Here is a 19,151-nt window from a genome sequence, read left to right as displayed (position 1 = left end):
CATCATGCAGAGCTGGAGCAGTAAAGATTTCACCGCCGACCGCGCGTGGGGCGCGCTGGATATCGCCAATTTTTCCGGCACCACCGTGCGTCTGCACTGGACCGACCAACCCTATATCTGGCACATCAACGACGGTCAGGAGGTGTTTGCAGTGATGGATGGTCAGGTGGCGATGCATGTGAAGGTCGACGGCGAGGAGCAGGTGATCATGCTGAACGCCGGCGATATCTTCTACGCTGAGGTGGGATGCGAGCATGTCGCCCATCCGCAGGGGGCGGCGCGTATTCTGGTGATCGAGAAAGAAGGGTCGGTCTGATCCCGCCGGCGGGTGGTTCGTTAGTCCGCCGTTTCATCGCCTGGCAGATGCCATATACCGCGTTGATATAAATAACTTATCCAGCTTTCGATATATTTAATTCTTGTTTGCCAATCCCATCATCCCGGCACTATCTTTTGCCGCAGACGCCTGACCAGGCACAATCGCGGGAGAGATCATGGCAACCTTGCAGTGGGACCACGCCGTACAGTTTGTGAATCAGCCGGAAGCGGCCATTCAGACCTTTGCCGACCAGCAGCTGCGGGCGGTGGCCGGCGGGCGCCATCCGGGGTGGGGAACCCGCAATGCGCTGAGCTATTTTGGCCTGACCTATATCGAATTTCTCGCCATTTCCGACCCGGATGAACTGCGCGCCGCGACGGACCGGTTCCTGCTCTCCCGCGACGCCGCACGGTTGCTGCCGGAGAACGAGGCGCTGTTTCGGGTAGCGCTGCGCAGCGACGACATCGACGCCACCCATGACCAGTTGCGTCGCAAAGGCGTGACAGTGTCACCGATTGTCGATGGTCAGCGCAACGATCCGCAGGGCAATATCATCCGCTGGCGGATCTTCACCATCGATGGCGACTTTGACGGGCTGGTCTATCCCTTTGTGCTGCAGTGGGGAGAAGACGATGCCACCCGGCTGGCGCGGCTGCGTTCCCAGGAGCTGGACGTGCCGCATCCGCTGGGAGATATCGTGCTTGAGCAGGCGGTGTTCGAGGTGGTCAATCCGCAGGCGGTGCGCGATCGCTGGCAGGCGCTGCTGGGCTTTCAGCCACTGGGTGAGCAGGGGCTCGACGTGGGCAGCCAGCAATTTATCTTCCGTGAAGGGGCTGGCAACCAGCTGACCGAACTGGTGTTCCGCGTCGCCGACCCGGCGCTAAAGGGACAGCGATTTCGCGTCGGCAACGGCGTGTATCGCTTTACATAAAAGCTGAATCTAGCGTGCCGTGGCGCGCAGGGCACCCGGCGGCTGGCCGGTGATGCGTTTGAAGGCCCGGCTGAAGGCCGCCAGCGATTGATACCCGAGGCTGAAGGCGACCGTTTCCAGCGCCTGGCCTTCGTGGGTGATGTACTGCACCGCCAGCCGCATACGCAGCTCGGTCAGATAGCGGGCGGGGGTGGTGCCGGTGGCGGCGAGAAAACGTTCCGCGAACAGCGAGCGGGAAAGCCCCGCCTCCCGCGCCAGATCTTCCACTTTCCAGTTGACCCCCGGGCGCTGATGCATGGCATAGATCGCTTTCGCCAGCCGGGGATCGCGCAGGACCTGCACCCAGCCGGTGGCGTTGCCACATCCGCACGCGACCCAGCCGCGAACAATCAGCGCGGCCACCACGTCCGCCAGCCGGGCGAGGATCCCGGCATAGCCTGCCTGACGGGTGAGGGATTCCCGTTCCATCGCCGAGAGCAACGGCTGGATCTCCGGCCAGGTGTTAAGCAGGCTGCTGACCCGCATCACCTCGGGCATGGCCTTCACCAGCGGCTGCATGCCGCCGAGCTCAAAGTCCATACATCCGCTAAAAATAACGACGCGCTCCGGGCAGTCAGGGCGGCCGCCGGCGTTAATACAGCTCACCGTGCTGCACACCGTTTCGCTGGGCAGCTGGGCCACATTGACCGCTGTAGCCTGCGGATCCGAGAGCAGGGCGTGCCCGTCGCCGTTGGGAATAAACAGCGCATCGCCGCTCTCGAGGGTGAACTGTTCTCCGCTGGCCATGCGCAGCAGCACCGGCCCGCGGCTGATGAAATGGAACTGGGCTTTGCCCGCCACGGCGCTAAAGCCGACGCCAAACGGGCGTGCGGTTTCGATGCGCCGGTAGTTGACGCCGGAGAGGCGCATCCCGCGCAGCAGTTCGCTGGTCAGGTCGATGGTGGCTGGGTCATGGCAATTCCGGACGAATAATCAATAACTGGAGAGTATGCATCATATATCGTCCGAAGGTAAGTCCCTAAGATGGCCAGGATGTTAATAAAACTGGAGAGATGTATATGAGTTCCTGCATAGCTGCTGACGCGAGCCTGTCACCCGCCAAACCTGCCTGGCGCGCCGTCTATGCCCTGGCCCTCGGGGTGTTCGGCCTGATCGTGGCCGAGTTTCTGCCCGCCAGCCTGTTAACGCCGATGGCCAGCAGCCTCGGCGTCAGTGAAGGGATGGCCGGACAGGCGGTCACCGCCACGGCGCTGGTGGCGTTAGTCACCGGCCTGCTGATCGCCACCGCCACCCGCAATATCGATCGCCGCTGGGTGCTGATGTTCTTTTCCGTGCTGCAGATAGTCTCCAGCCTGATGGTCGCTTTTGCCGATTCGCTGGCGTTTCTCCTGCTGGGCCGTCTGCTGCTCGGGGTCGCCATCGGCGGCTTCTGGGCGATGTCCACCGCCACGGCGATGCGTCTGGTACCGGCGGCCCATGTGCCGAAGGCGCTGGCGATCATCTTTTCCGCGGTGTCAATTGCCACGGTGGTGGCCGCGCCGCTCGGCAGCTATCTTGGCGAGCTGATCGGCTGGCGCAACGTGTTTATTCTCTGTGCGATACCGAGCCTGCTGGCGCTGCTCTGGCAGCTGTGGGTGCTGCCCTCCATGCGCCCGGAGAGCGTCGGGACCTTCTCCACGCTGTTCAGGGTGCTGCGCCGTCCCGGTATGCTGGGCGGCATGCTGGCGACGATCCTGATTTTCAGCGGCCATTTCGCCTTCTTTACCTACCTGCGACCGTTCCTTGAGACCGTGGCGCAGGCCAGTGTCGAAGGGGTCTCGCTGATATTGCTCGGCTTCGGTATCGCTAACTTTATCGGCACCTCGGTGGCGAGCTATCTGCTGAGCCGTAGCCTGCGCCTGACCCTGGCGCTGGTGCCGTTGATGATGAGCGTTCTGGCGCTGCTGATGGTGACGTTTGGCCATCTGACCGTGCTGGACGGGCTGCTGGTCGCCCTGTGGGGATTTGCCTTCGGTCTGGTGCCGGTGGCCTGGTCCACCTGGCTTGCCACCACCGTGCCGGATGAGGCAGAAAGCGCGGGCGGTCTGCTGGTCGCCTCTATTCAGCTGGCCATCAGCGCCGGGGCCGCCGGCGGCGGGGCGGTGTTTGATTTGCACGGTGCCAGCGGCGTCTTTACCGGCAGCGGTCTGCTGCTGGTGAGCGCGATGGTGATTGTCTTCGCCGCCGTGCGGGTGAAACCGGTCGCCAGCGCTGACCAGCCGGAGACGGGCCGCTTATCCCGCGAGATCGATAACTAAATTGGCCGACAGGCTGCGGGAGCAGCACAGCGCAATATGCTGCTCCGCGGCCTGTTTTTCCGCCGCCGACTGCACGGTATCCCGGTGGTCGACGGTTCCCTCCCGCACCGGCGTCAGGCAGGCGCCGCAGATCCCCATCTCGCAGGAGAGCGGCACCGCGACGCCATGCTGCTGTAGCACCTGGGCGATGGTTTTGTCCCCCGGGACCGGCCAGCGTTCCCCGGTGGAGGCGAGGGTGATGGTGAAAGTTCCGTCCGCTGCCGACGCTGCCGTCGGGGCGGGCGGCTGGAACGCTTCGCTGTGCAATTGCGCCTCCTCCCATCCGGCCGCCCGCGCGGTATCGCGAACCCGGGCCATAAATCCGGGCGGACCGCAGAAGTAGACCCGGGTGTCGGCGTCCGGCGCCCCCAGATCCTGCGCCAGCCGCTGGCGCGGACTCTGCCCCTCGTCTGAGCAGTGGATCTGGCAGATTCCACCGGTTAGCTGGCGGGCGATCTCGGTGGCGAAGGCGGCCTCCTGCGCACGGCTAACGTAATAGTGCAGCGTAAAGCTGGCGCCGGACGCCGCCCGGGCGTGGGCCATCGCCAGCAGTGGCGTAATGCCGATCCCGGCGGCGAGAAGCACCACATGGCCGCCCTCGTGCAGCGGAAAGTGGTTGCGCGGGGCAGAGATCATCAGCGGTTGTCCCGGGCGCAGGGTGTCGTGGACATAGCCTGAGCCACCGCGGGACTGCGCCTCGCGGGCGACGCAGAGCAGATAGTGCTCCCGTTCGGCCGGGTTACCGGTCAGGGAGTACTGGCGGATCAGCCCGCAGGGAAGATGGAGGTCGATATGGGCGCCGGGCGTCCACGCCGGCAGCGGTTGCCCCTCGGCGCTCACCAGACGAACGGCCAGATTTTTCGCGCCCTGACGCCACAGGCCATCGACCACCACGGGGAATATGTCGCGCATATGACCTCCACTCATACCAGAAAGAAATCACCAAAACCCATCTTCTTCAGCCCGCGCCGGTAGGCGATGGAGCTGCGGTCTGCCGGAATATGCGCCTCAAGGGTCAGATCCAGCGGCAGCCGCTCCGGACGCTGGGTCTCTACCATCAGGCGGTCCTCTTCAAACACCCGCAGGTTGAACGCATGTACGTCTTCTACCGGCACGTGCAGGTCGAAATTGCGGGCAATAGGGGCAAACATCCGCGTCACCCGGGACGACACCGGCGAGGCGGCGTTCATGATCACCAGCCTGGCGTCGGCGGGAAAATGGATGGTCAGCGTAGCGGTGAACGGCAGATGCATTTCAAAGTGACGCAGCCACTGGAACCCTTCCGGCGCGCGGAAATCGGCGCTGGCCGGGTAATTGCCCACCGAGCTCCAGTAGTCGGCAACAAAGCCGAACGGCGTCTCCTGCGGGGTGTAGTCCGGCACCTGCTGGTTGTCCGGATCGGCGAAGGTGTCGGTGTGGATCCACGCGAAGTGGGCGACATCGAGAAAGCCTTCGACCTGGCGGCCGGCAAACCCCTTCACCTCGAAGGCCGGGCAGTTGATTTGCTGAAATCCCGCGTCGTCCCAGTGCGGCATGGTCGGTAACGGCGGCGGATTGTCCGGATCGCAGGCCAGGCAGGTCCAGATCAGCCCGTAGCGCTCCTCCACGGCGAAGCTGGTGAGATGCAGTTTGGCCGGAATGGGTTGCCCCGGGCTGGAGGGGATACGGTTGCAGCGGCCATCCTCGCCAAAGCGCAGGCCATGATAGGGGCAGACGATACCTTCCTCTTCATGAAACCCCAGGGTCAGCGGCACCCCGCGGTGCGGGCAGACGTCGCGGGCGACCACCACCTGGCCTTTAATACGGTAGATGACCAGCTGTTCGTCCAGCAGGGTGGCTTTCACCGGGGCGCCGGTAATATCGCAGGCGCGGGCCACCGGGTGCCAGCAGCGGGCCAGCCGCAGCCAGTCCTCGGGATCAAAGGTGCAATGGGCGGGGGGCGTGGGGGTGATTGTCTTCATGATTTCTCTTCCTGCTCACATCGGTGATTGTTTTATTGTTGTGAGATTATTGTTGTCATATTAGGGTGTTCACATCCATCACCATTAATTCACTCAGCTGTTGCAAAAAAGAGTACAGAGGCGCCATGAGTCCATTTTCCCGTTTCGCGCACTATTTCATTGCCGTGGCCCGCTGCGGCAGCCTGCGCCGGGCCGCCGAGCAGCTGCATATTTCCGCCTCGGCGATTAACCGTCAGATCCTGCAGGCCGAGGAGGCCTTCGGCACCCCGCTGTTTGAGCGCCTGCCGGAGGGACTGCGGATGACCACCGCCGGTGAACTGCTGTATGACAATCTGCTGCGCTGGCAGAAGGAGTTTCGTCAGACCCGACAGAAATTTGATGAGCTGCAGGGGATGAAGCGCGGGAGCGTCAGCGTTGGGATGGTGCAGGCGCTGGCGGAAGGGGGCTTCGCCGCCGCGCTGGCGGAGATCATCGCCAGCTGGCCGTGGCTGGAGCTGGATCTGCAGGTGGCTGACAGCCACACCGTCAGCCAGAAAGTGCGTCAGGCGGACCTGGACGTCGGCCTGATCCTCGATCCGCAGGGGCAGGCCGGGCTCAGCGTGCTGGCCTTTGCCGAACTGGAGGTGGGGATTGTGATGCGCCCGGACCATCCCCTGGCGGGGGCGAAAGCGCTGTCTTTGGGCGAGCTCAGCCTGGAGCGGCACATTGTGCCCGGCGCGCCGCTGATCGTCCATGAGCGGGTGGCGCTCCTCTATCGCCACCATGACTTTGCGCCGGAGAATACCATCAGCTGCAATGATATCCGGCTCATCAAATCGCTGGTGCTGCGCGGCAGCGGCGTGACGCTCCTTAGCCTGCTCGACGTGCTGGACGAGGTCCAGCGCGGGCAGCTGGCCTTTATCCCGCTGCGCAGTACGCTGCTGCGACCGCTGACCCTGGCGCTGTGCACTGCGCCCTCGCGTCAGCTTTCGCGGCCCGCGCAAATGGCCATTCAGACGCTGAGTGCGGTGATCGAATCCATGGCGACGGTCAGCCCAGCGGCCCGCTGAGGATGGTGTCGCACATGCCGTTGATAATGCGCTCCCCGGTCTCCTCGCGCAGCTCCTGGTACCAGGCTTCGGTGAGCTGCATATCCTTCCCGTGGGTGATATCGCAGCGCTTGCGCGCCTTCAGCACCAGGTCACGAACCCGGTCGCAGCGCTGGGCTTCATACTCGCCCAGGGCGGCCGCAATATCGTGGGTCTGGCGGAACACAGCGCCCAGCACCACTGCATCTTCCATCGCCGCGCAGCCCCCCTGGCCAATATCCGGGGTGGTACTGTGTCCGGCGTCGCCGAGCAGCGCGACGCGGCCGCGTACCAGGCGGCTGAACGGTTCGATATCATGGATTTCAATGCGGTTAGTGGTCTGCGGATCGAGGGCGGCGATAAGCTTCTGCACCGGCGGCGCCCAGCCGGCAAAGTAGCGGCTGAGGTCGGCGCGCAGGGTGTCGCGATCCTCCGCCAGCCCCGCCGGCAGCGGCACATCAAAGAAAAAGTAGAACCGGCCGCCGGAGACCGGCATCAATGAGACGCGCTTGCCTTCGCCGACAAAGGTGGTCCACTGGTCGCCGGGCGCCAGCGCTTCATCTATCTCCACCAGACCGTTCCAGTTGACGTAGCCGGCGTAGCGGCGCGGCGGGGTAAAGCCCAGCACCCACGGACGCAGTGCGGAATGGCTGCCGTCGGCGGCAATCAGCAGATCGCCGCTGGCGCGGCTACCATCGGTAAACCATACCGTCACGCCGTCGGCGTCTTCCTCACAGCGGGTGACGCGTTTGCCGAACTGCACGCTTTCCCGTCCCCAGAAATCCAGCATTTCCCGCTGCAGCTCTGCCCGGGAGACCGGGCAGGGCCGGCTGCCGGTGCGTTCGATCAGCGGGGCGAGACTGAACTGGGTCATGTTCTCGCCGCTGCGGAAATCGCGATACGCCATCCGGCGCAGCGGCCCGCCGAAGGTCTCCATGATGTCGCCCATGCCGAGGTGGGCCATGCACTTCACGCCGTTGGGCCACACGGAAATCGCCGCGCCGACCGGTTTGATCTCTTTCACCGCTTCATAGACGTCGCAGTCGATCCCCGACTGTTTGAGCGCCACTGCCGCACTTAAGCCGCCGATGCCGGCGCCAATCACGATTGCTTTCATTTTATTCTCCTTATCCAGATGTCGTGACTGACTCCAGCAATTTGCGTACCAGTTCGCCGGAGGGAGGAAAACCGCCTGCCACAGGCACAGCGATGGCTCATGACGCACCGCATCGGTGCAATGTGACGAATTGGTTGCCTTTTTATGAATCAAAAGTTTCTCAATGTTGCATTAAGAATCTATTGTTTCAACGGTCTGGTTCAGCAGCGGCGGGAAGACATAGGTAAAGAGAGTGATTTAAGTTGATGATTTTGAAGTGTTAATAAAATTTTCCGATCGTTTTTGTCGCCTCTGGCCTGCTTTGTGCACTAGCCCATGCACTTCTCTTTGCTACGGGATAACACCATGTCTGACGAACATCACAGCGGCCTGCTTTACGGCCTTGAACAGCGGATCCCACCGCTTCCGGCTTTTTTCAGCGCCCTCCAGCATGTGCTGGCGGGCCTGGTGGGGATTATCACGCCGCCGCTGATCATCGGCGCTACCCTCGGGCTTGGCGACTGGCTGCCGTATCTCATCAGTATGTCGCTGCTGGCCTCGGGCATTGGCACTTTTCTGCAGTCCAATCGGGTATGGGGCATCGGCGCCGGGATGATCTGCATGCAGGGCACCAGTTTTGCCTTCCTCGGCGTGACGGTGGCCGGAGGGATGTGGGTAAAAGCCCAGGGCGGCGGGCCGCAGGATATGATGGCGATGCTGTTTGGCGTTAACTTTGTCGCCGCTCTGGTGCCGGTGATTGTCAGCCGCTTTATCGAACCGCTGAAGAAAATCTTTACTCCCATCATTACCGGCAGCGTGATTGCGCTGATCGGCATCAGCCTGATCAAGGTCAGCGTCATCAACTGGTGCGGTGGGGAAAAGGCCGAGGATTTCGCCAGCATGAGCAACATCGCGCTCGGGGCGGGTACCCTCGGGGTTATCGTCCTGCTGAGCTGCGCCAAAAACCGCTGGCTGCGGCTCTCCTCGGTGGTGGTGGGCATTGTCGTGGGCTGTGTGGCGGCGGGGCTGAGCGGTCAGTTCCATCTTCACAGTCTGGGCGATACCCTGTTTCGCCTGCCGACGCTGTTTCCGTTCGGTTTTCAGTTTAACAGCGCGATATTTCTGCCGGTCGCCCTGGTGTCGCTGGTCTGTATTCTGGAGGCGGTCGGCGATCTGACGGCCAACTCGCTGATTTCGCAACAGTCTATTGATGACCATGCTTTTCGTAACCGGCTGAAGGGCGGTATCCTGGCGGACGGCGTTAGCTGTATGGTGGCCGCCATGCTCTGTGCTTTTCCCAACACCACCTTCGCGCAGAACAACGGCGTGATCCAGATGACCGGGGTGGCCAGCCGCTACGTCGGGCGCTACATTGGCGTGATCCTGATCCTGCTTGGACTGTTTCCCCCGGTAGGCGAACTGCTGCGGCAGATCCCGGCGCCGGTACTGGGGGGCGCCACGATGGTGATGTTTGGCTGTGTGGTGGCGGCCGGGATCCGGATTATTACTCAGACCCCGCTGAGCCGTCGCGATGTGCTGATTGTGGGTCTGGCGTTTGGTGCTGGCCTTGGCGTCGAGTCGGTGCCGGCGTTTCTCAGCCATTTTCCGCCGATGGTCGGCGATCTGTTCGGTTCGGCGGCCACCAGCGGTGGGCTGGTAGCGATAGCGCTGAACCTTATTCTGCCGCAGGAGCAGGCGGCGACGAAAACGATAAGGAGTCAGGATGATCGCGCTGAGTCAGTTTAACGGCCTGAGTAAAGATGAGGCAGTGGGGCTGCTGGCCCCCTGCGTGGCGATCCCGGCCTGGGGCGAGACGCTGGTGAGCTTGCGACCTTTCGCCAGCCGCCATGCGCTGCTGCAGACCGCCCGGGAGGCGATGGCTAACTGGGGAGAGGACGAGCTGAACGCGGCGCTCAGCGCCCATCCGCGGATCGGTGAAAAGCCGACCGGCAGCCAGACGCACGCGGCGCTGTCGCGCCAGGAGCAGTCGGCGGTGGACAGCGAGAATGAGCGGCTCGCGCAGGCTCTGCGGGAGGGCAATGCCCGCTACGAGGCCCGTTTTGGCCGGGTGTTTTTAATCCGCGCCAAAGGGCGCAGCGGCGATGAGATGTTGCAGGCGCTGACGCACCGGCTGCAGCATACCGCCGACGAAGAAGTGGCCGAGGCGCTTGCCCAGCTGCGAGAGATTACGATGTTAAGACTGGAAGGAGTGATTGGCGAATGAGTACCCTGAGCACCCATATTCTGGATATTTCCACCGGTACGCCGGCAGAAGGCGTAACGGTCAGCCTGAGCCGGGAGGGCGACACGCTGGCGACCCTGGTGACCAATGCGCAGGGGCGTATCGCCACCTTCAGCGACGCGCCGCTGCCGGCGGGGCGCTATTGCTTAACGGCGGAAACCGGGGCGTGGTTTACCCGCGCCGGGCGCGAGAGCGTCTTTACCCGGGCGCAGATTGATTTTGTCATCGGCGAGGAGGCAGATGACCATTTCCATCTGCCGTTTCTCATCGCCCCGGGCGGATGGTCGACCTATCGCGGCAGTTAAGCCCGGCTGCCCGGCCTGGATCGTTACGCAGCGGGCAGAGACAGCCCCCAGGCCCGGTAAGGTGCAGCCGCCACCGGGCATGTACAGGCATCTCAGGCTACCCTCTTTCCTGCTTTATCCCCACATGAGGATAATCATCTTTCTATCCCCACCAGGGGATAATCTTGACATTATCCCCTGGTGGGTATAAAACAAAATTTATCCCGATAAAGGGATAAATGATGGTGAGGAACCAGACGATGAATTCCCCGCAGATATACAGTCCCGTGCAGCTGGCCAATTATCTGAAGCTGCTGCGCCAGCAGAACCACTGGACACAGGATGCGCTGGCCAGGCGGATCGGTATTAAGCAGGCGACGCTGTCCAATTTTGAAAATCACCCCGACAAAACCACCTTAACCACGCTGTTTAAGATCCTCCAGTCGCTGGGGGTGGTGATGACCCTGAACGCCAAAGCCACAGAGACGGCGCCGGCTCCCGATAACAACACGGACCTTGACTGGTAATGGCAACGCTTATCACCTGGATGAACAATGTGCGCGTGGGCACCTTAACCCGCCAGGCTAACGGGGCGCACAGTTTTCGCTACGACGAAGAGTGGCTGCGCAGCCCGCGCGCCAGACCGCTCTCCCTCTCGCTGCCGCTGCAGTATGGCAATATCACCGCCGACGCGGTGTATCACTATTTTGATAACCTGCTGCCCGACAGCCCACAGGTCCGCGACCGGATCGTCAGGCGCTATCAGGCGCGCTCAACGCAGCCGTTCGATCTGCTGGCCGAAGTCGGGCGCGATAGCGTAGGGGCGGTGACCCTGCTGCCGCCGGGGGAAGAGGCGTATCTGGAGGCATTGCGCTGGCAGACGCTGGACGAGGCGCAACTCACCTCTCTGCTGACCGCCTACCAGTCGGATATACCTCTCGGAATGGTGAACGGCCAGGATGATTTCCGTATCTCGGTGGCCGGCGCCCAGGAGAAAACGGCGCTGCTGCGGATGGGCGGACACTGGTGTATTCCGCAGGGCACCACGCCGACCACGCATATCATTAAACTGCCGATCGGCGAGATTAAGCAGCCTAATGCAACGCTGGATCTGCGTGAAAGCGTGGATAACGAGTATCTGTGCCTGGCGCTGGCCAGAGCGCTGGGCCTGGCGGTGCCGGAGGCAGAGATCATCACCACCCCGCGGATCCGCGCGCTGGCGGTGACCCGCTTCGACCGGCGCTGGGTGCAGGAGGGACGGGTGCTGCTGCGTCTGCCGCAGGAGGATCTGTGTCAGGCGTTTGGTCTTCCTTCAGCGATGAAATACGAGTCCGACGGCGGACCGGGGATCGCCGCGATAATGTCTTTTCTGCTGGGGTCCAGTGAAGCCCTGAAAGATCGCGCTGACTTTATGAAATTCATGGTCTTTCAGTGGCTGGCCGGGGCGACGGACGGTCACGCGAAAAACTTCTCAATTTACCTGCTGCCCGGCGGTAGTTACCGCTTAACGCCGTTCTACGACATTATTTCGGCGTTTCCGGTACTGGGTGGCACGGGTCTGCATCTGCGCGATCTGAAGCTGTCGATGGGGCTCAATGCCACAAAAGGGCGGAAAACGGAGATTAACGCGATCTATCCGCGTCATTTTCTGGCGACCGCCAAAGCGGTGAACTTTCCCCGGGAGCAGATGCTGGCGATCCTCAATGAGTTTGCCGGGCGGGTGCCGCAGGCTATCGACAGCGCCCGCCGGACGCTGCCGGCGGACTTTTCCGCCCACGTCTGGCAGGCCATTACGGAGAATATGCTGAAGCTGCACGCCCGCCTGCAGCAAGGGCTGCAGGCGTTATAGCGAAGCCGGCGGGCGGCTAGCTCTGCGGCTGCCCCCAGCGGCTGCGCAGATAGTTGACCGCCTGTCGGGTTTGCGGCTGATTGAGATTATTTTCGCGGAACAGGATCGTGCCCTGGATCTGCGGCAGAGTCTCATTGAGGTCGAGCTGCTTTTTCAGCTCCGGCACGCCGCCGTCCACCGTCCAGTCAGGCTCATTTTTAGACGGCTCACCCACTTTGTACAGCGCCACGCCGATATACAGCCGGGTATGCGTCGGCTTAACCACCTCGGCCCACCAGTTGGCCAGCACATCATAGCGCGCGGCATCGCGGGCAAACGGCCAGTAGATCTGCGGGGCGATGTAGTCGAGCAGTCCCTGCTGCACCCAGCTGCGGGTATCGGCATAGGACTCATCATACGCGGCCGCGCCCCGGGTATCCGACCCCGCCGGATCGTGGGAGCGGTTGCGCCACACCCCGGCCGGGCTCACGCCAAACTCAACGTTCGGATTGAGCTTTTTGATGGTGCTGGAAACCTGGGCAATGAGCTGCTGGGTGTTATGCCGGCGCCAGTCGCCTTTCGAGGCGTAGCCCTGCCCGTAACGGCGGAAGGTTTCATTATCGTTAAGCGGTGAAGCGGCGGTTTCGGTGTAGAAATAGTCGTCGAACTGCACACCGTCAATCGGGTAGTTTTGCACCACTTCTGCGACGATGCTGGTGATCCAGTCCCGCGCTTCGGGGATGCCCGGGTCGAGAACAAAGCGATCGCTGGCGGTGCGGATCCAGTTACGGTGCAGGACGAACACGCTGGCCGGCACCTGCATGAGGGTGTTATTCAGCTCGGCAACGGTCGACGGTTTGGTGTTGACCGAGACACGATAGGGGTTAAACCATGCGTGAACCTTCATACCGCGCTTGTGCGCTTCATCCAGCATAAACTGCAGCGGATCGTAGCCGGGGTATTCGCCGATTTTACCGGTCAGCATATCGGACCACGGCAGAATATCTGACCGCCAGAGCGCCGTACCGTCCGGCTTCACCTGGAAAAAGACGGTGTTAATGCCCAGGCGCTGCAGGTTATCGAGTTTGGCGATCAGCGCCAGCTTTTGCTGGGTGATGCGGCTCTCCGGCGTACTGGCAATAATCGACCCGACCGGCGGCCAGTCAAGGCGCGAAACGGTGGTGAGCCACACGCCGCGTACCGGCTCCCGGTGCGTCTGGCCGGCTTTAACGGCTGCGCTTTTCGGCGGCGTGACGAGGGATTTAGGGGCCTTACTGGTGCAGCTGAACAGCATGCCGGCGGCAATGAGAACCGCACCTGCCAGCGCCACTTTGCTGGCTAAGGGGAATCGACGAGAATGGCTGATGATAAACTCCCGTGTAATCAGATCGTCGCGTGTAGCGGCTATTCTCTTACGATTCGTGGGTCAGAGCAATTCCTTCATCCGTCGGTTCGCCATCGCTTAGTCATAATGTAAGGTATAGGTCGCAACGGCCGACACCTGACCGGCGGTGACCCGGGGGCGGGTCTGGTAGTAGCGGGCAGTGAGCGGCAGCGTAAACCGTCCCGGGCTGGCGCTGCCCAGCGTCATCTCATGATTCAGGGCGACCGGCTGACGATGGTAAAGCAGTTGCACCCCGATACCCTGCGCCCGATCGTCCGTGGCGTCATTGCGCAAAACGCCATGATCCCGGGCGGTGAGGGGCTCTGCGCCGTCAACACGCAGGGAAACCGTGACCGCGCTGTTGCAATCCAGCTGCAGCGCGAAAGGGGTATCGCCGGTGGTTTTGCCGACGCCGCCGAAGTGGTCAAGCATCGCGGCGGGCAGCTTAATCAGCGCTGGCGTGGCGTCATTCACGGAACATCCCGCGGTGTTGACCCTGCCGGTTAAGTCTAACGCGGCCAGCGGGGTATGCTCTGCCATTAAAAAATGCTCGCTGTGATACTCAAGCTCGCCCGGTGTCGCCGCGGGACCGGTTTTAATAAGCTCAATCGTCAGGCGGAAATAGCCCAGTTTCCACACCGCATCAGGCAATATGGCCGGATTGTTCACCCGTTCGCTAAACGGCGAGGGCGTCGGCCGGTCAGGAAAGCCGCCATAGCCGCCGATAGCGCGCAGCGATACGCGAACGCCAATGCCGGCGAGGTTGGTTTGATAAACCGTCGGTCGCGTCGCCCCGCCGGACAGCAGACTGTCCAGCAGCAGCGGCGACAGTCCGTGCGGGTCGTCCGCGCAGCGGATCCACTGTTCGCCGCCGTCGCTAAGGCGATTCCAGGCAAAACTTTTGTGATACAGCGGGGTGCCCGGTCTGGCGTCAGCCGGCACGGTGAGTTGCCCTACGTTCAGCCGAAGGGTGCTGGCCTGGCCGCGGACAAACACTGGCGTACAGGCCCATCCGCTGACGGCCGGTAACAGGGCAAGTAACAGCGTCAGAGCGGCCCGACGCAGGAGAGTTAAAAAGGACATGTTAACGTCTGCTGTAAAATGAGTGGATGGGGTGTCTGCGCCAGCGTCGGGGTGAGATCGTAGCGGGCAGTACAGTGCTGCTGAGGGCCTGGCCCCCATTGTGCATACAGGGTGCCTTTCGGCGCCAGGCCGGCGAGGTACACCTGACCCTCGCTGGCAACGATGCTGCTGGTATCTTTGGCGCGCACCTCGCTGCCAAAGGGCAGCGGTTGTCCCTGCGACTGCAGTGTAAACAGCGCTTTATAACCAACGTGGGTGTGAAAACGCGCCAGCACCACCGCGTCTTTGGTGGGCACCAGCGTCACGGTGCTGTTGGCCAGATCCACATTCTCCGGCAGCGAGTGGCTGTCGAGGGAGACGTCGTTGCGGTGATAGGCGGTGGCGAAGGGCAACACGGCGTACCCGTCTCCATTGGTGGTGATGGTTTTCTGGTTGGCGAGGGTCACACCGCTGGCACCACCGGCGTCAATCAGTACAACCGAACCATTCATTTCGGGCGTAAAGACCACCCCGTGGCGGTGAATCAGGATACCTCCGCTGGCGCCGTAGTTCAGGCGAGTGGCCTGCGAATCGCGGCTGTAGCCGATATTGAGGTCGCCCATTCCACTGCTGTAGCCGGCCGTCAGGCTGCCGCTGTGCCCGTTTTGCCGATCAAGCGTTTGGCTGACGGCGTAGCTAAGTGCATGATTATCCAGCAAGGTGCCGTTGAGACTGACCATCTGACTGTCGGCACTGTGGCGGGAGGAGGTCAGGGTATAGCCGGCATAGCTGCCCGGCAGCAGATGGCTCAGCGGCACTGAAAGTGACAACGTCACCACTTTGTCGGACTGTGGCTCGTCGTCCTCCTCATCACTGTCACTGCTGTGAGAGTCGCTGTAGCTGAGCGACCACGCGATACCGTGAAACTGGCTGCTGATCCCCATATTGGCGGTACGCTGTGTGGCGCCCCCTGACCAGTAGCTGTCCTGGTCGAGACTCAGATAGAGGGTGATATCGTACGGCAGACTCTGGCTGGCGGTGATTTGCAGGGTCGATTTTTTGTTGTCGTTATCCTGCGAGTCGGCGTCGGGATCCGGGCTGGAATACGCCTCGCTCAGCGTGGCATAGCGCTGATGTGAATAACGCCAGCCCGTGAAGGTGAACTGCGTGCCAAGACGGTCAAAACCTTTGCTGTACTGGAGCTGCCAGGCCCGGCCATCGATCGGATCCTGCTGCTGCCCGTCACGGGCGTTTAACAACTGCAGCGAGAGCGCCCCGGCATCGCCCAGCCCTTGTCCCGCACCGACCGAGAGATTGTGGTATTGCGCCGTGCTTTGCAGCCCGCCAAACAGCGTCAGGTTGTGGGCAAATCCGCGCATCAGCGACAGCTGCATCATCGACGGCTGCTCGCTGGCATCGTCGCTATGATAGCGCCCGGCGACGAGGTTGTATTTCAGGTTGCCTTCGCGCTGCATGCTGGTCACCGAAGCATACGGCTGGGTGAAGCGGCGAATTTCGCCATCCGACTCTTTGACGGCAACCTCAAGATTGCCGCTACTGGCGGTAGGATAAAGATCGTCAATCACGAACGCGCCAGGGGTGACGTAGGTTTGATACAGCACGTAGCCATTTTGCCGAACCGTGACCTGGGCGTTGGTTCTGGCTATCCCGCGGATGGTCGGGGCAAAACCTTTCTGCGAGTCCGGGAGCATCGCATCACTGGAGGCGAGGGCAATTCCCTGAAACTGGACCGCGTCGAACACATCGCCCGACGTGAAGGTATCCCCGAGCGTCAGTTCACTCCGCCAGCGCGTCAGATCGCGCTCAAGCCAGGCGCCGCTGGTGGTCCAGTGGGGCTTATCGTCGCTGTTGGCGGTCAGGCTGTTGCTGGCGCGCAGGCGCCAGGCGCCGGCGTTCACGCCACTTTTCAACATCAGATAGTTATCGCGCTCGGTGTTGCCCTCGCGGGTACGCTGGCTGGCGCCTGAAAAGCGGTAATTGCTCTGAAAGGCGCTGATACCTTCATCCCACAGCGCAGAAGGGACATTATCCCTCGCCTGGTGCGTCATCAGCGCCTGGGGAATGGTCATTAACAGCCGTTGATGGGCAAAATCGAAATTGACCGTACTGCCCGGCAGCAGCGTGGTGAGTTCGGGGCATGAGCGGGGCGTTGCGCCGGGTGCCTGTGCCAGCACGGCCGGATTAACCCCCGCCTGCACCAGGTCTTCCCGTTGAAGGCAGGGCGTCAATTGTCCGCGATCGTTCTGGCGAAACGTGATGATCTTACGGGCGTCCAGGGTGACGCCGTTGACCTGCCAGTTCACCGGATAGTCGCCAGGCGGCTGGCTCGTTTGCTGATTGAAGCGCTGCAGATCCACCGTCGGCAAATGGTCGTTTTTTTCCAGCAGATCCATATTAAAGGTCGCCTGGGCGTGCAAAGGCGCGCTCTGTCCGGCAAGCAGGATGGAGAGGCTGACGACGGTAACGGTATGAGCCGGGCCGTGGCGCATCGCGATTTCAGGCGGTTAATGCGCCGGGACGGGGGCGCTAAACGTCTGTACAGCGCCAAAGTCATCCAGTATGCGCCAGCTCACCTCGTGGGCGCAGGCCTCGCCGGCCAGGGCGTACTCTTCACGGCTGTGAGGGGCAATCACGCTGTGCTCAAGCGGCGTTTTCTGGTTCTGGCCCGCGCAGCTGAGCGTGGTGATAGTCACATAATAGGGAGAGGCGTTTTCCGCCTGCAGGTGGTTGCCACTGACGTGCCAGCGCAGGTGCTGCGCCGCGTCGAGCGCCGAGCCGGGGAGCCCTGCCGGGCGATAAATTAACTTAAGTTGATTCTTAATGGCAAATTGCAGAATGTTCTCGCCAGCCGGTGCGGTATTGGCGGGAATCACTTTGATGTTCAGGGTGAACAAACTCTCCCGGTCATGCGGTAGCTGCGGCGAGGTTAACAGCACGCGCAGATCGTTGCTGTCTCCGGCGTCCAGACGGAACAATGGCGGGGTGACGATAAAGGGTGATTTATTATTATCAGCCAGATCGTCCACCCAGCTCTGAATAAGCACCGGATCGTGAGGATTCGTATTTTTGACGGTAATGTCGGCCTCATGACTTTGTTCATTATAAATAACACGTGTGCCGGCAATGGCAACCCCGGCGGCAGACGCCAGGAACGGGCAAAAGAGAAGACTCAGGATAAAAGCCACTTTATAACACTGCATAGTTGAGGATCCGGTCACGAGGAATGAAAATAAGGGCAGGGGGATCTGCCCTTGATAACGACGGAAATCAGAACATTCTATTCATAAACAATATCAATATTGGCTGTGGCATTAATATTGCCGGCAGTCACATCCTGTGAGGAATCGCTTTTCAGATCGGCAATAAAGTTAAATGCAATATCACCGTTTTCGTCGGCTTGCGAAACCGCCGTTTTGCTCTGCTTGTCAAAGGTCAGCTGAGTGCCTTCCGTTGAGCCATCAGGAGAAGAGAAGACTTCAATGCCCACACCTTTGGCGGTATCCGCGGCGTCGGAGAGCGCCAGCACGGCGGCGCTGGTGCCGTTAGCATTGGTGTCTGGGGTACCCTCCAGGCTGATACTGATGTTCTGTGCCAGCGGGCAGCCGGTCAGGTTGATGGTGAACGGCGTTTCTGCGGTTTTCGCTTCATGTGATTTCAGCGCCGACATATCGACGTTGCCAAAATCGACATTCACATCGCCACCATTGTTAGCGATCTGGCAGGACTCGTTAATAATTTTACCGGTGAAATTCAGTGTTCCCGCCGCGCGGGCGGTGGTCACAGTAGCCAGACTTAAGGCCAGCAGTGAACCAACAACCAGCAGGGTGCCTTTTTCTTTCATACTCAAACCTTATTAAATAATCACAAGTTAATAAAAGCGTTTAACATTTTTAAAGCATGTTTTTTATTTCTGTTCACAAAAGAACGGTAAGCATCGCTAATGTATACTGCCGTCGGGGGCGGGATTATACGGAGAACATCGTAAAGGCCCATTGATAAGGTGTGTTAAGCTGTAACATTATTTATTTTTTAGTGTAAGTATAATCTCATTTGATATTAAAAATGGTTCCATACATATAATGCATTATTTCCAGTAGATAACTATTCCGACATATTTTTGATAAAAAGTTGCTGTTATTCCCGGCAGTTGAACGGACAGCCCGGAATAATCATTTACGCTGCCATTATTTTGCAGTAGCGTGGAGTAACGGCAGGAAGCCGCAGGTTGTATGACACAGAAACGATTCTGTGCCGCGCAGTGTCACCCGTTCTCAAGGAAGATTGCTATGTCTCCGTCCCGTCTCGCTCTGTTATGTCTGTGTCTGGCGCCGCTGGCGTCGTCTGCGGCCCTCTCTGGTCAGGTTCATTTTTCAGGGCATGTCATCAATCCGGCCTGTCTTATCACCCCGCAGCGCGATCGTATCGCGGTTTCGTGCCAGCACCGTTCACCGCAACAGGTCGCTGTGACAGGCCACCGCCCACGCTATGCGATGCCGGATAATCGCGGCGAGGTCAGTATCCACTGGCGAAATGCACAGCATAGTGAAGCGGATGTGATTATTCGCTATCGCTAAGGCGGGATAGAGGCGATGAAGGGTAAGCGGATGCAGAAGGTAAAAG

Annotated in this window: 19 protein-coding genes; 10 read left to right on the top strand and 9 right to left on the bottom strand. The window is 60.9% G+C overall.

Annotated features, from left to right (window positions below):
* The first annotated feature begins 4 nt into the window (after positions 1-4).
* Positions 5-316 carry a cupin domain-containing protein gene (locus ACKLKD_RS07170; RefSeq protein WP_004205936.1) on the top strand — a complete coding sequence of 104 codons (312 nt, stop codon included), beginning with the start codon at positions 5-7 and terminating at the stop codon, positions 314-316.
* Positions 317-494: 178 nt separating this feature from the next.
* Positions 495-1,250: a VOC family protein gene (locus ACKLKD_RS07165; protein WP_025713168.1), complete on the top strand. Its 756-nt coding sequence runs from the start codon at positions 495-497 to the stop codon at positions 1,248-1,250.
* Between the two features lie 9 nt (positions 1,251-1,259).
* On the opposite strand, the gene ACKLKD_RS07160 is transcribed toward ACKLKD_RS07165, so the two are convergent.
* On the bottom strand, positions 1,260-2,189 hold the full coding sequence (locus ACKLKD_RS07160; protein WP_420061966.1) for an AraC family transcriptional regulator: 930 nt from the start codon (positions 2,187-2,189) through the stop codon (positions 1,260-1,262).
* 119 nt (positions 2,190-2,308) lie between these two features.
* Between ACKLKD_RS07160 and ACKLKD_RS07155 the strand changes: the two genes are divergently transcribed.
* Complete coding sequence (locus ACKLKD_RS07155) at positions 2,309-3,547, top strand: MFS transporter (protein ID WP_087805669.1); 1,239 nt, start codon at positions 2,309-2,311, stop codon at positions 3,545-3,547.
* Here the strand turns inward: ACKLKD_RS07155 and hpxE are convergent.
* Positions 3,524-4,498: a molybdenum cofactor-independent xanthine hydroxylase subunit HpxE gene (hpxE, locus tag ACKLKD_RS07150; RefSeq protein ID WP_087805625.1), complete on the bottom strand. Its 975-nt coding sequence runs from the start codon at positions 4,496-4,498 to the stop codon at positions 3,524-3,526. The two genes, ACKLKD_RS07155 and hpxE, sit on opposite strands and share 24 nt — an antisense overlap.
* 11 nt (positions 4,499-4,509) lie before the next feature.
* A complete protein-coding gene (gene hpxD / locus ACKLKD_RS07145) occupies positions 4,510-5,547 on the bottom strand; it encodes a molybdenum cofactor-independent xanthine hydroxylase subunit HpxD (RefSeq protein WP_087805627.1) in 1,038 nt (345 codons plus the stop codon).
* Positions 5,548-5,672: 125 nt separating this feature from the next.
* Here hpxD and hpxR point away from each other — a divergent pair, with 125 nt between their 5' ends.
* Positions 5,673-6,596, top strand: coding sequence for a LysR family hpxDE operon transcriptional regulator HpxR (gene hpxR, locus ACKLKD_RS07140; RefSeq protein ID WP_008804925.1), 924 nt, complete (start codon positions 5,673-5,675; stop codon positions 6,594-6,596).
* On the opposite strand, the gene hpxO is transcribed toward hpxR, so the two are convergent.
* Entirely contained in the window at positions 6,577-7,731 is a 1,155-nt protein-coding gene (hpxO, locus tag ACKLKD_RS07135; protein WP_025713163.1) for an FAD-dependent urate hydroxylase HpxO, read from the bottom strand. The genes hpxR and hpxO overlap by 20 nt on opposite strands.
* 345 nt (positions 7,732-8,076) lie before the next feature.
* Between hpxO and ACKLKD_RS07130 the strand changes: the two genes are divergently transcribed.
* From ACKLKD_RS07130 to ACKLKD_RS07110, 5 genes are all read left to right on the top strand, one after another.
* The gene (locus ACKLKD_RS07130; RefSeq protein ID WP_087805629.1) at positions 8,077-9,456 is read left to right on the top strand and encodes a nucleobase:cation symporter-2 family protein; all 1,380 of its coding nucleotides are present in this window, start codon (positions 8,077-8,079) and stop codon (positions 9,454-9,456) included.
* On the top strand, positions 9,434-9,934 hold the full coding sequence (gene uraD, locus ACKLKD_RS07125) for a 2-oxo-4-hydroxy-4-carboxy-5-ureidoimidazoline decarboxylase (protein WP_080897374.1): 501 nt from the start codon (positions 9,434-9,436) through the stop codon (positions 9,932-9,934). Before ACKLKD_RS07130 ends, uraD begins: the two co-directional genes overlap by 23 nt.
* Positions 9,931-10,257 carry a hydroxyisourate hydrolase gene (gene uraH, locus ACKLKD_RS07120; protein WP_025713160.1) on the top strand — a complete coding sequence of 109 codons (327 nt, stop codon included), beginning with the start codon at positions 9,931-9,933 and terminating at the stop codon, positions 10,255-10,257. Before uraD ends, uraH begins: the two co-directional genes overlap by 4 nt.
* Before the next feature lie 239 nt (positions 10,258-10,496).
* The gene (gene hipB, locus ACKLKD_RS07115; RefSeq protein WP_008804920.1) at positions 10,497-10,763 is read left to right on the top strand and encodes a type II toxin-antitoxin system antitoxin HipB; all 267 of its coding nucleotides are present in this window, start codon (positions 10,497-10,499) and stop codon (positions 10,761-10,763) included.
* Positions 10,763-12,085 (top strand): type II toxin-antitoxin system HipA family toxin, encoded by a 1,323-nt coding sequence (locus tag ACKLKD_RS07110; RefSeq protein WP_087805631.1) that lies wholly within the window; start codon positions 10,763-10,765, stop codon positions 12,083-12,085. The genes hipB and ACKLKD_RS07110 overlap by 1 nt, the downstream gene beginning before the upstream one ends.
* A gap of 16 nt (positions 12,086-12,101) precedes the next feature.
* Here the strand turns inward: ACKLKD_RS07110 and ACKLKD_RS07105 are convergent, their stop codons facing one another.
* From ACKLKD_RS07105 to ACKLKD_RS07085, 5 genes are all read right to left on the bottom strand, one after another.
* Positions 12,102-13,394 (bottom strand): glycoside hydrolase family 10 protein, encoded by a 1,293-nt coding sequence (locus ACKLKD_RS07105; protein ID WP_087805633.1) that lies wholly within the window; start codon positions 13,392-13,394, stop codon positions 12,102-12,104.
* A gap of 132 nt (positions 13,395-13,526) precedes the next feature.
* Positions 13,527-14,531 carry a fimbrial protein gene (locus tag ACKLKD_RS07100; protein WP_025713157.1) on the bottom strand — a complete coding sequence of 335 codons (1,005 nt, stop codon included), beginning with the start codon at positions 14,529-14,531 and terminating at the stop codon, positions 13,527-13,529.
* A complete protein-coding gene (locus tag ACKLKD_RS07095) occupies positions 14,519-17,020 on the bottom strand; it encodes a fimbria/pilus outer membrane usher protein (protein ID WP_025713156.1) in 2,502 nt (833 codons plus the stop codon). Before ACKLKD_RS07095 ends, ACKLKD_RS07100 begins: the two co-directional genes overlap by 13 nt.
* Before the next feature lie 15 nt (positions 17,021-17,035).
* Complete coding sequence (locus tag ACKLKD_RS07090) at positions 17,036-17,731, bottom strand: molecular chaperone (protein WP_087805635.1); 696 nt, start codon at positions 17,729-17,731, stop codon at positions 17,036-17,038.
* A 77-nt stretch (positions 17,732-17,808) separates the two neighbouring features.
* Positions 17,809-18,372, bottom strand: coding sequence for a fimbrial protein (locus ACKLKD_RS07085; RefSeq protein WP_004143457.1), 564 nt, complete (start codon positions 18,370-18,372; stop codon positions 17,809-17,811).
* Positions 18,373-18,817: 445 nt separating this feature from the next.
* On the opposite strand from ACKLKD_RS07085, the gene ACKLKD_RS07080 reads away from it, so the two are divergent.
* Positions 18,818-19,105 (top strand): hypothetical protein, encoded by a 288-nt coding sequence (locus tag ACKLKD_RS07080; RefSeq protein ID WP_025713154.1) that lies wholly within the window; start codon positions 18,818-18,820, stop codon positions 19,103-19,105.
* The last annotated feature ends 46 nt before the right edge of the window (positions 19,106-19,151 follow it).

The sequence above is a fragment of the Klebsiella sp. 10982 genome (genome assembly GCF_048589245.1).
GTDB classification, from domain to species: Bacteria; Pseudomonadota; Gammaproteobacteria; order Enterobacterales; family Enterobacteriaceae; genus Klebsiella; species Klebsiella quasivariicola.
Note: the sequence above shows the minus strand (reverse complement) of the source record. Positions and strands in the feature narration are given on the sequence as shown.

Excerpts from the sequence above, each read along its gene's own strand:
- ACKLKD_RS07155 (WP_087805669.1), top strand. The coding sequence starts at position 2,309 with ATGAGTTCCTGCATAGCTGCTGACGCGAGCCTGTCACCCGCCAAACCT.
- hpxD (WP_087805627.1), bottom strand. The coding sequence starts at position 5,547 with ATGAAGACAATCACCCCCACGCCCCCCGCCCATTGCACCTTTGATCCC.
- ACKLKD_RS07130 (WP_087805629.1), top strand. The coding sequence starts at position 8,077 with ATGTCTGACGAACATCACAGCGGCCTGCTTTACGGCCTTGAACAGCGG.
- ACKLKD_RS07100 (WP_025713157.1), bottom strand. The coding sequence starts at position 14,531 with ATGTCCTTTTTAACTCTCCTGCGTCGGGCCGCTCTGACGCTGTTACTT.
- ACKLKD_RS07080 (WP_025713154.1), top strand. The coding sequence starts at position 18,818 with ATGTCTCCGTCCCGTCTCGCTCTGTTATGTCTGTGTCTGGCGCCGCTG.
- ACKLKD_RS07090 (WP_087805635.1), bottom strand. The coding sequence starts at position 17,731 with ATGCAGTGTTATAAAGTGGCTTTTATCCTGAGTCTTCTCTTTTGCCCG.
- hpxR (WP_008804925.1), top strand. The coding sequence starts at position 5,673 with ATGAGTCCATTTTCCCGTTTCGCGCACTATTTCATTGCCGTGGCCCGC.
- ACKLKD_RS07110 (WP_087805631.1), top strand. The coding sequence starts at position 10,763 with ATGGCAACGCTTATCACCTGGATGAACAATGTGCGCGTGGGCACCTTA.
- hpxE (WP_087805625.1), bottom strand. The coding sequence starts at position 4,498 with ATGCGCGACATATTCCCCGTGGTGGTCGATGGCCTGTGGCGTCAGGGC.
- hpxO (WP_025713163.1), bottom strand. The coding sequence starts at position 7,731 with ATGAAAGCAATCGTGATTGGCGCCGGCATCGGCGGCTTAAGTGCGGCA.
- ACKLKD_RS07170 (WP_004205936.1), top strand. The coding sequence starts at position 5 with ATGCAGAGCTGGAGCAGTAAAGATTTCACCGCCGACCGCGCGTGGGGC.
- ACKLKD_RS07165 (WP_025713168.1), top strand. The coding sequence starts at position 495 with ATGGCAACCTTGCAGTGGGACCACGCCGTACAGTTTGTGAATCAGCCG.
- ACKLKD_RS07085 (WP_004143457.1), bottom strand. The coding sequence starts at position 18,372 with ATGAAAGAAAAAGGCACCCTGCTGGTTGTTGGTTCACTGCTGGCCTTA.
- uraD (WP_080897374.1), top strand. The coding sequence starts at position 9,434 with ATGATCGCGCTGAGTCAGTTTAACGGCCTGAGTAAAGATGAGGCAGTG.
- uraH (WP_025713160.1), top strand. The coding sequence starts at position 9,931 with ATGAGTACCCTGAGCACCCATATTCTGGATATTTCCACCGGTACGCCG.
- hipB (WP_008804920.1), top strand. The coding sequence starts at position 10,497 with ATGAATTCCCCGCAGATATACAGTCCCGTGCAGCTGGCCAATTATCTG.
- ACKLKD_RS07095 (WP_025713156.1), bottom strand. The coding sequence starts at position 17,020 with ATGCGCCACGGCCCGGCTCATACCGTTACCGTCGTCAGCCTCTCCATC.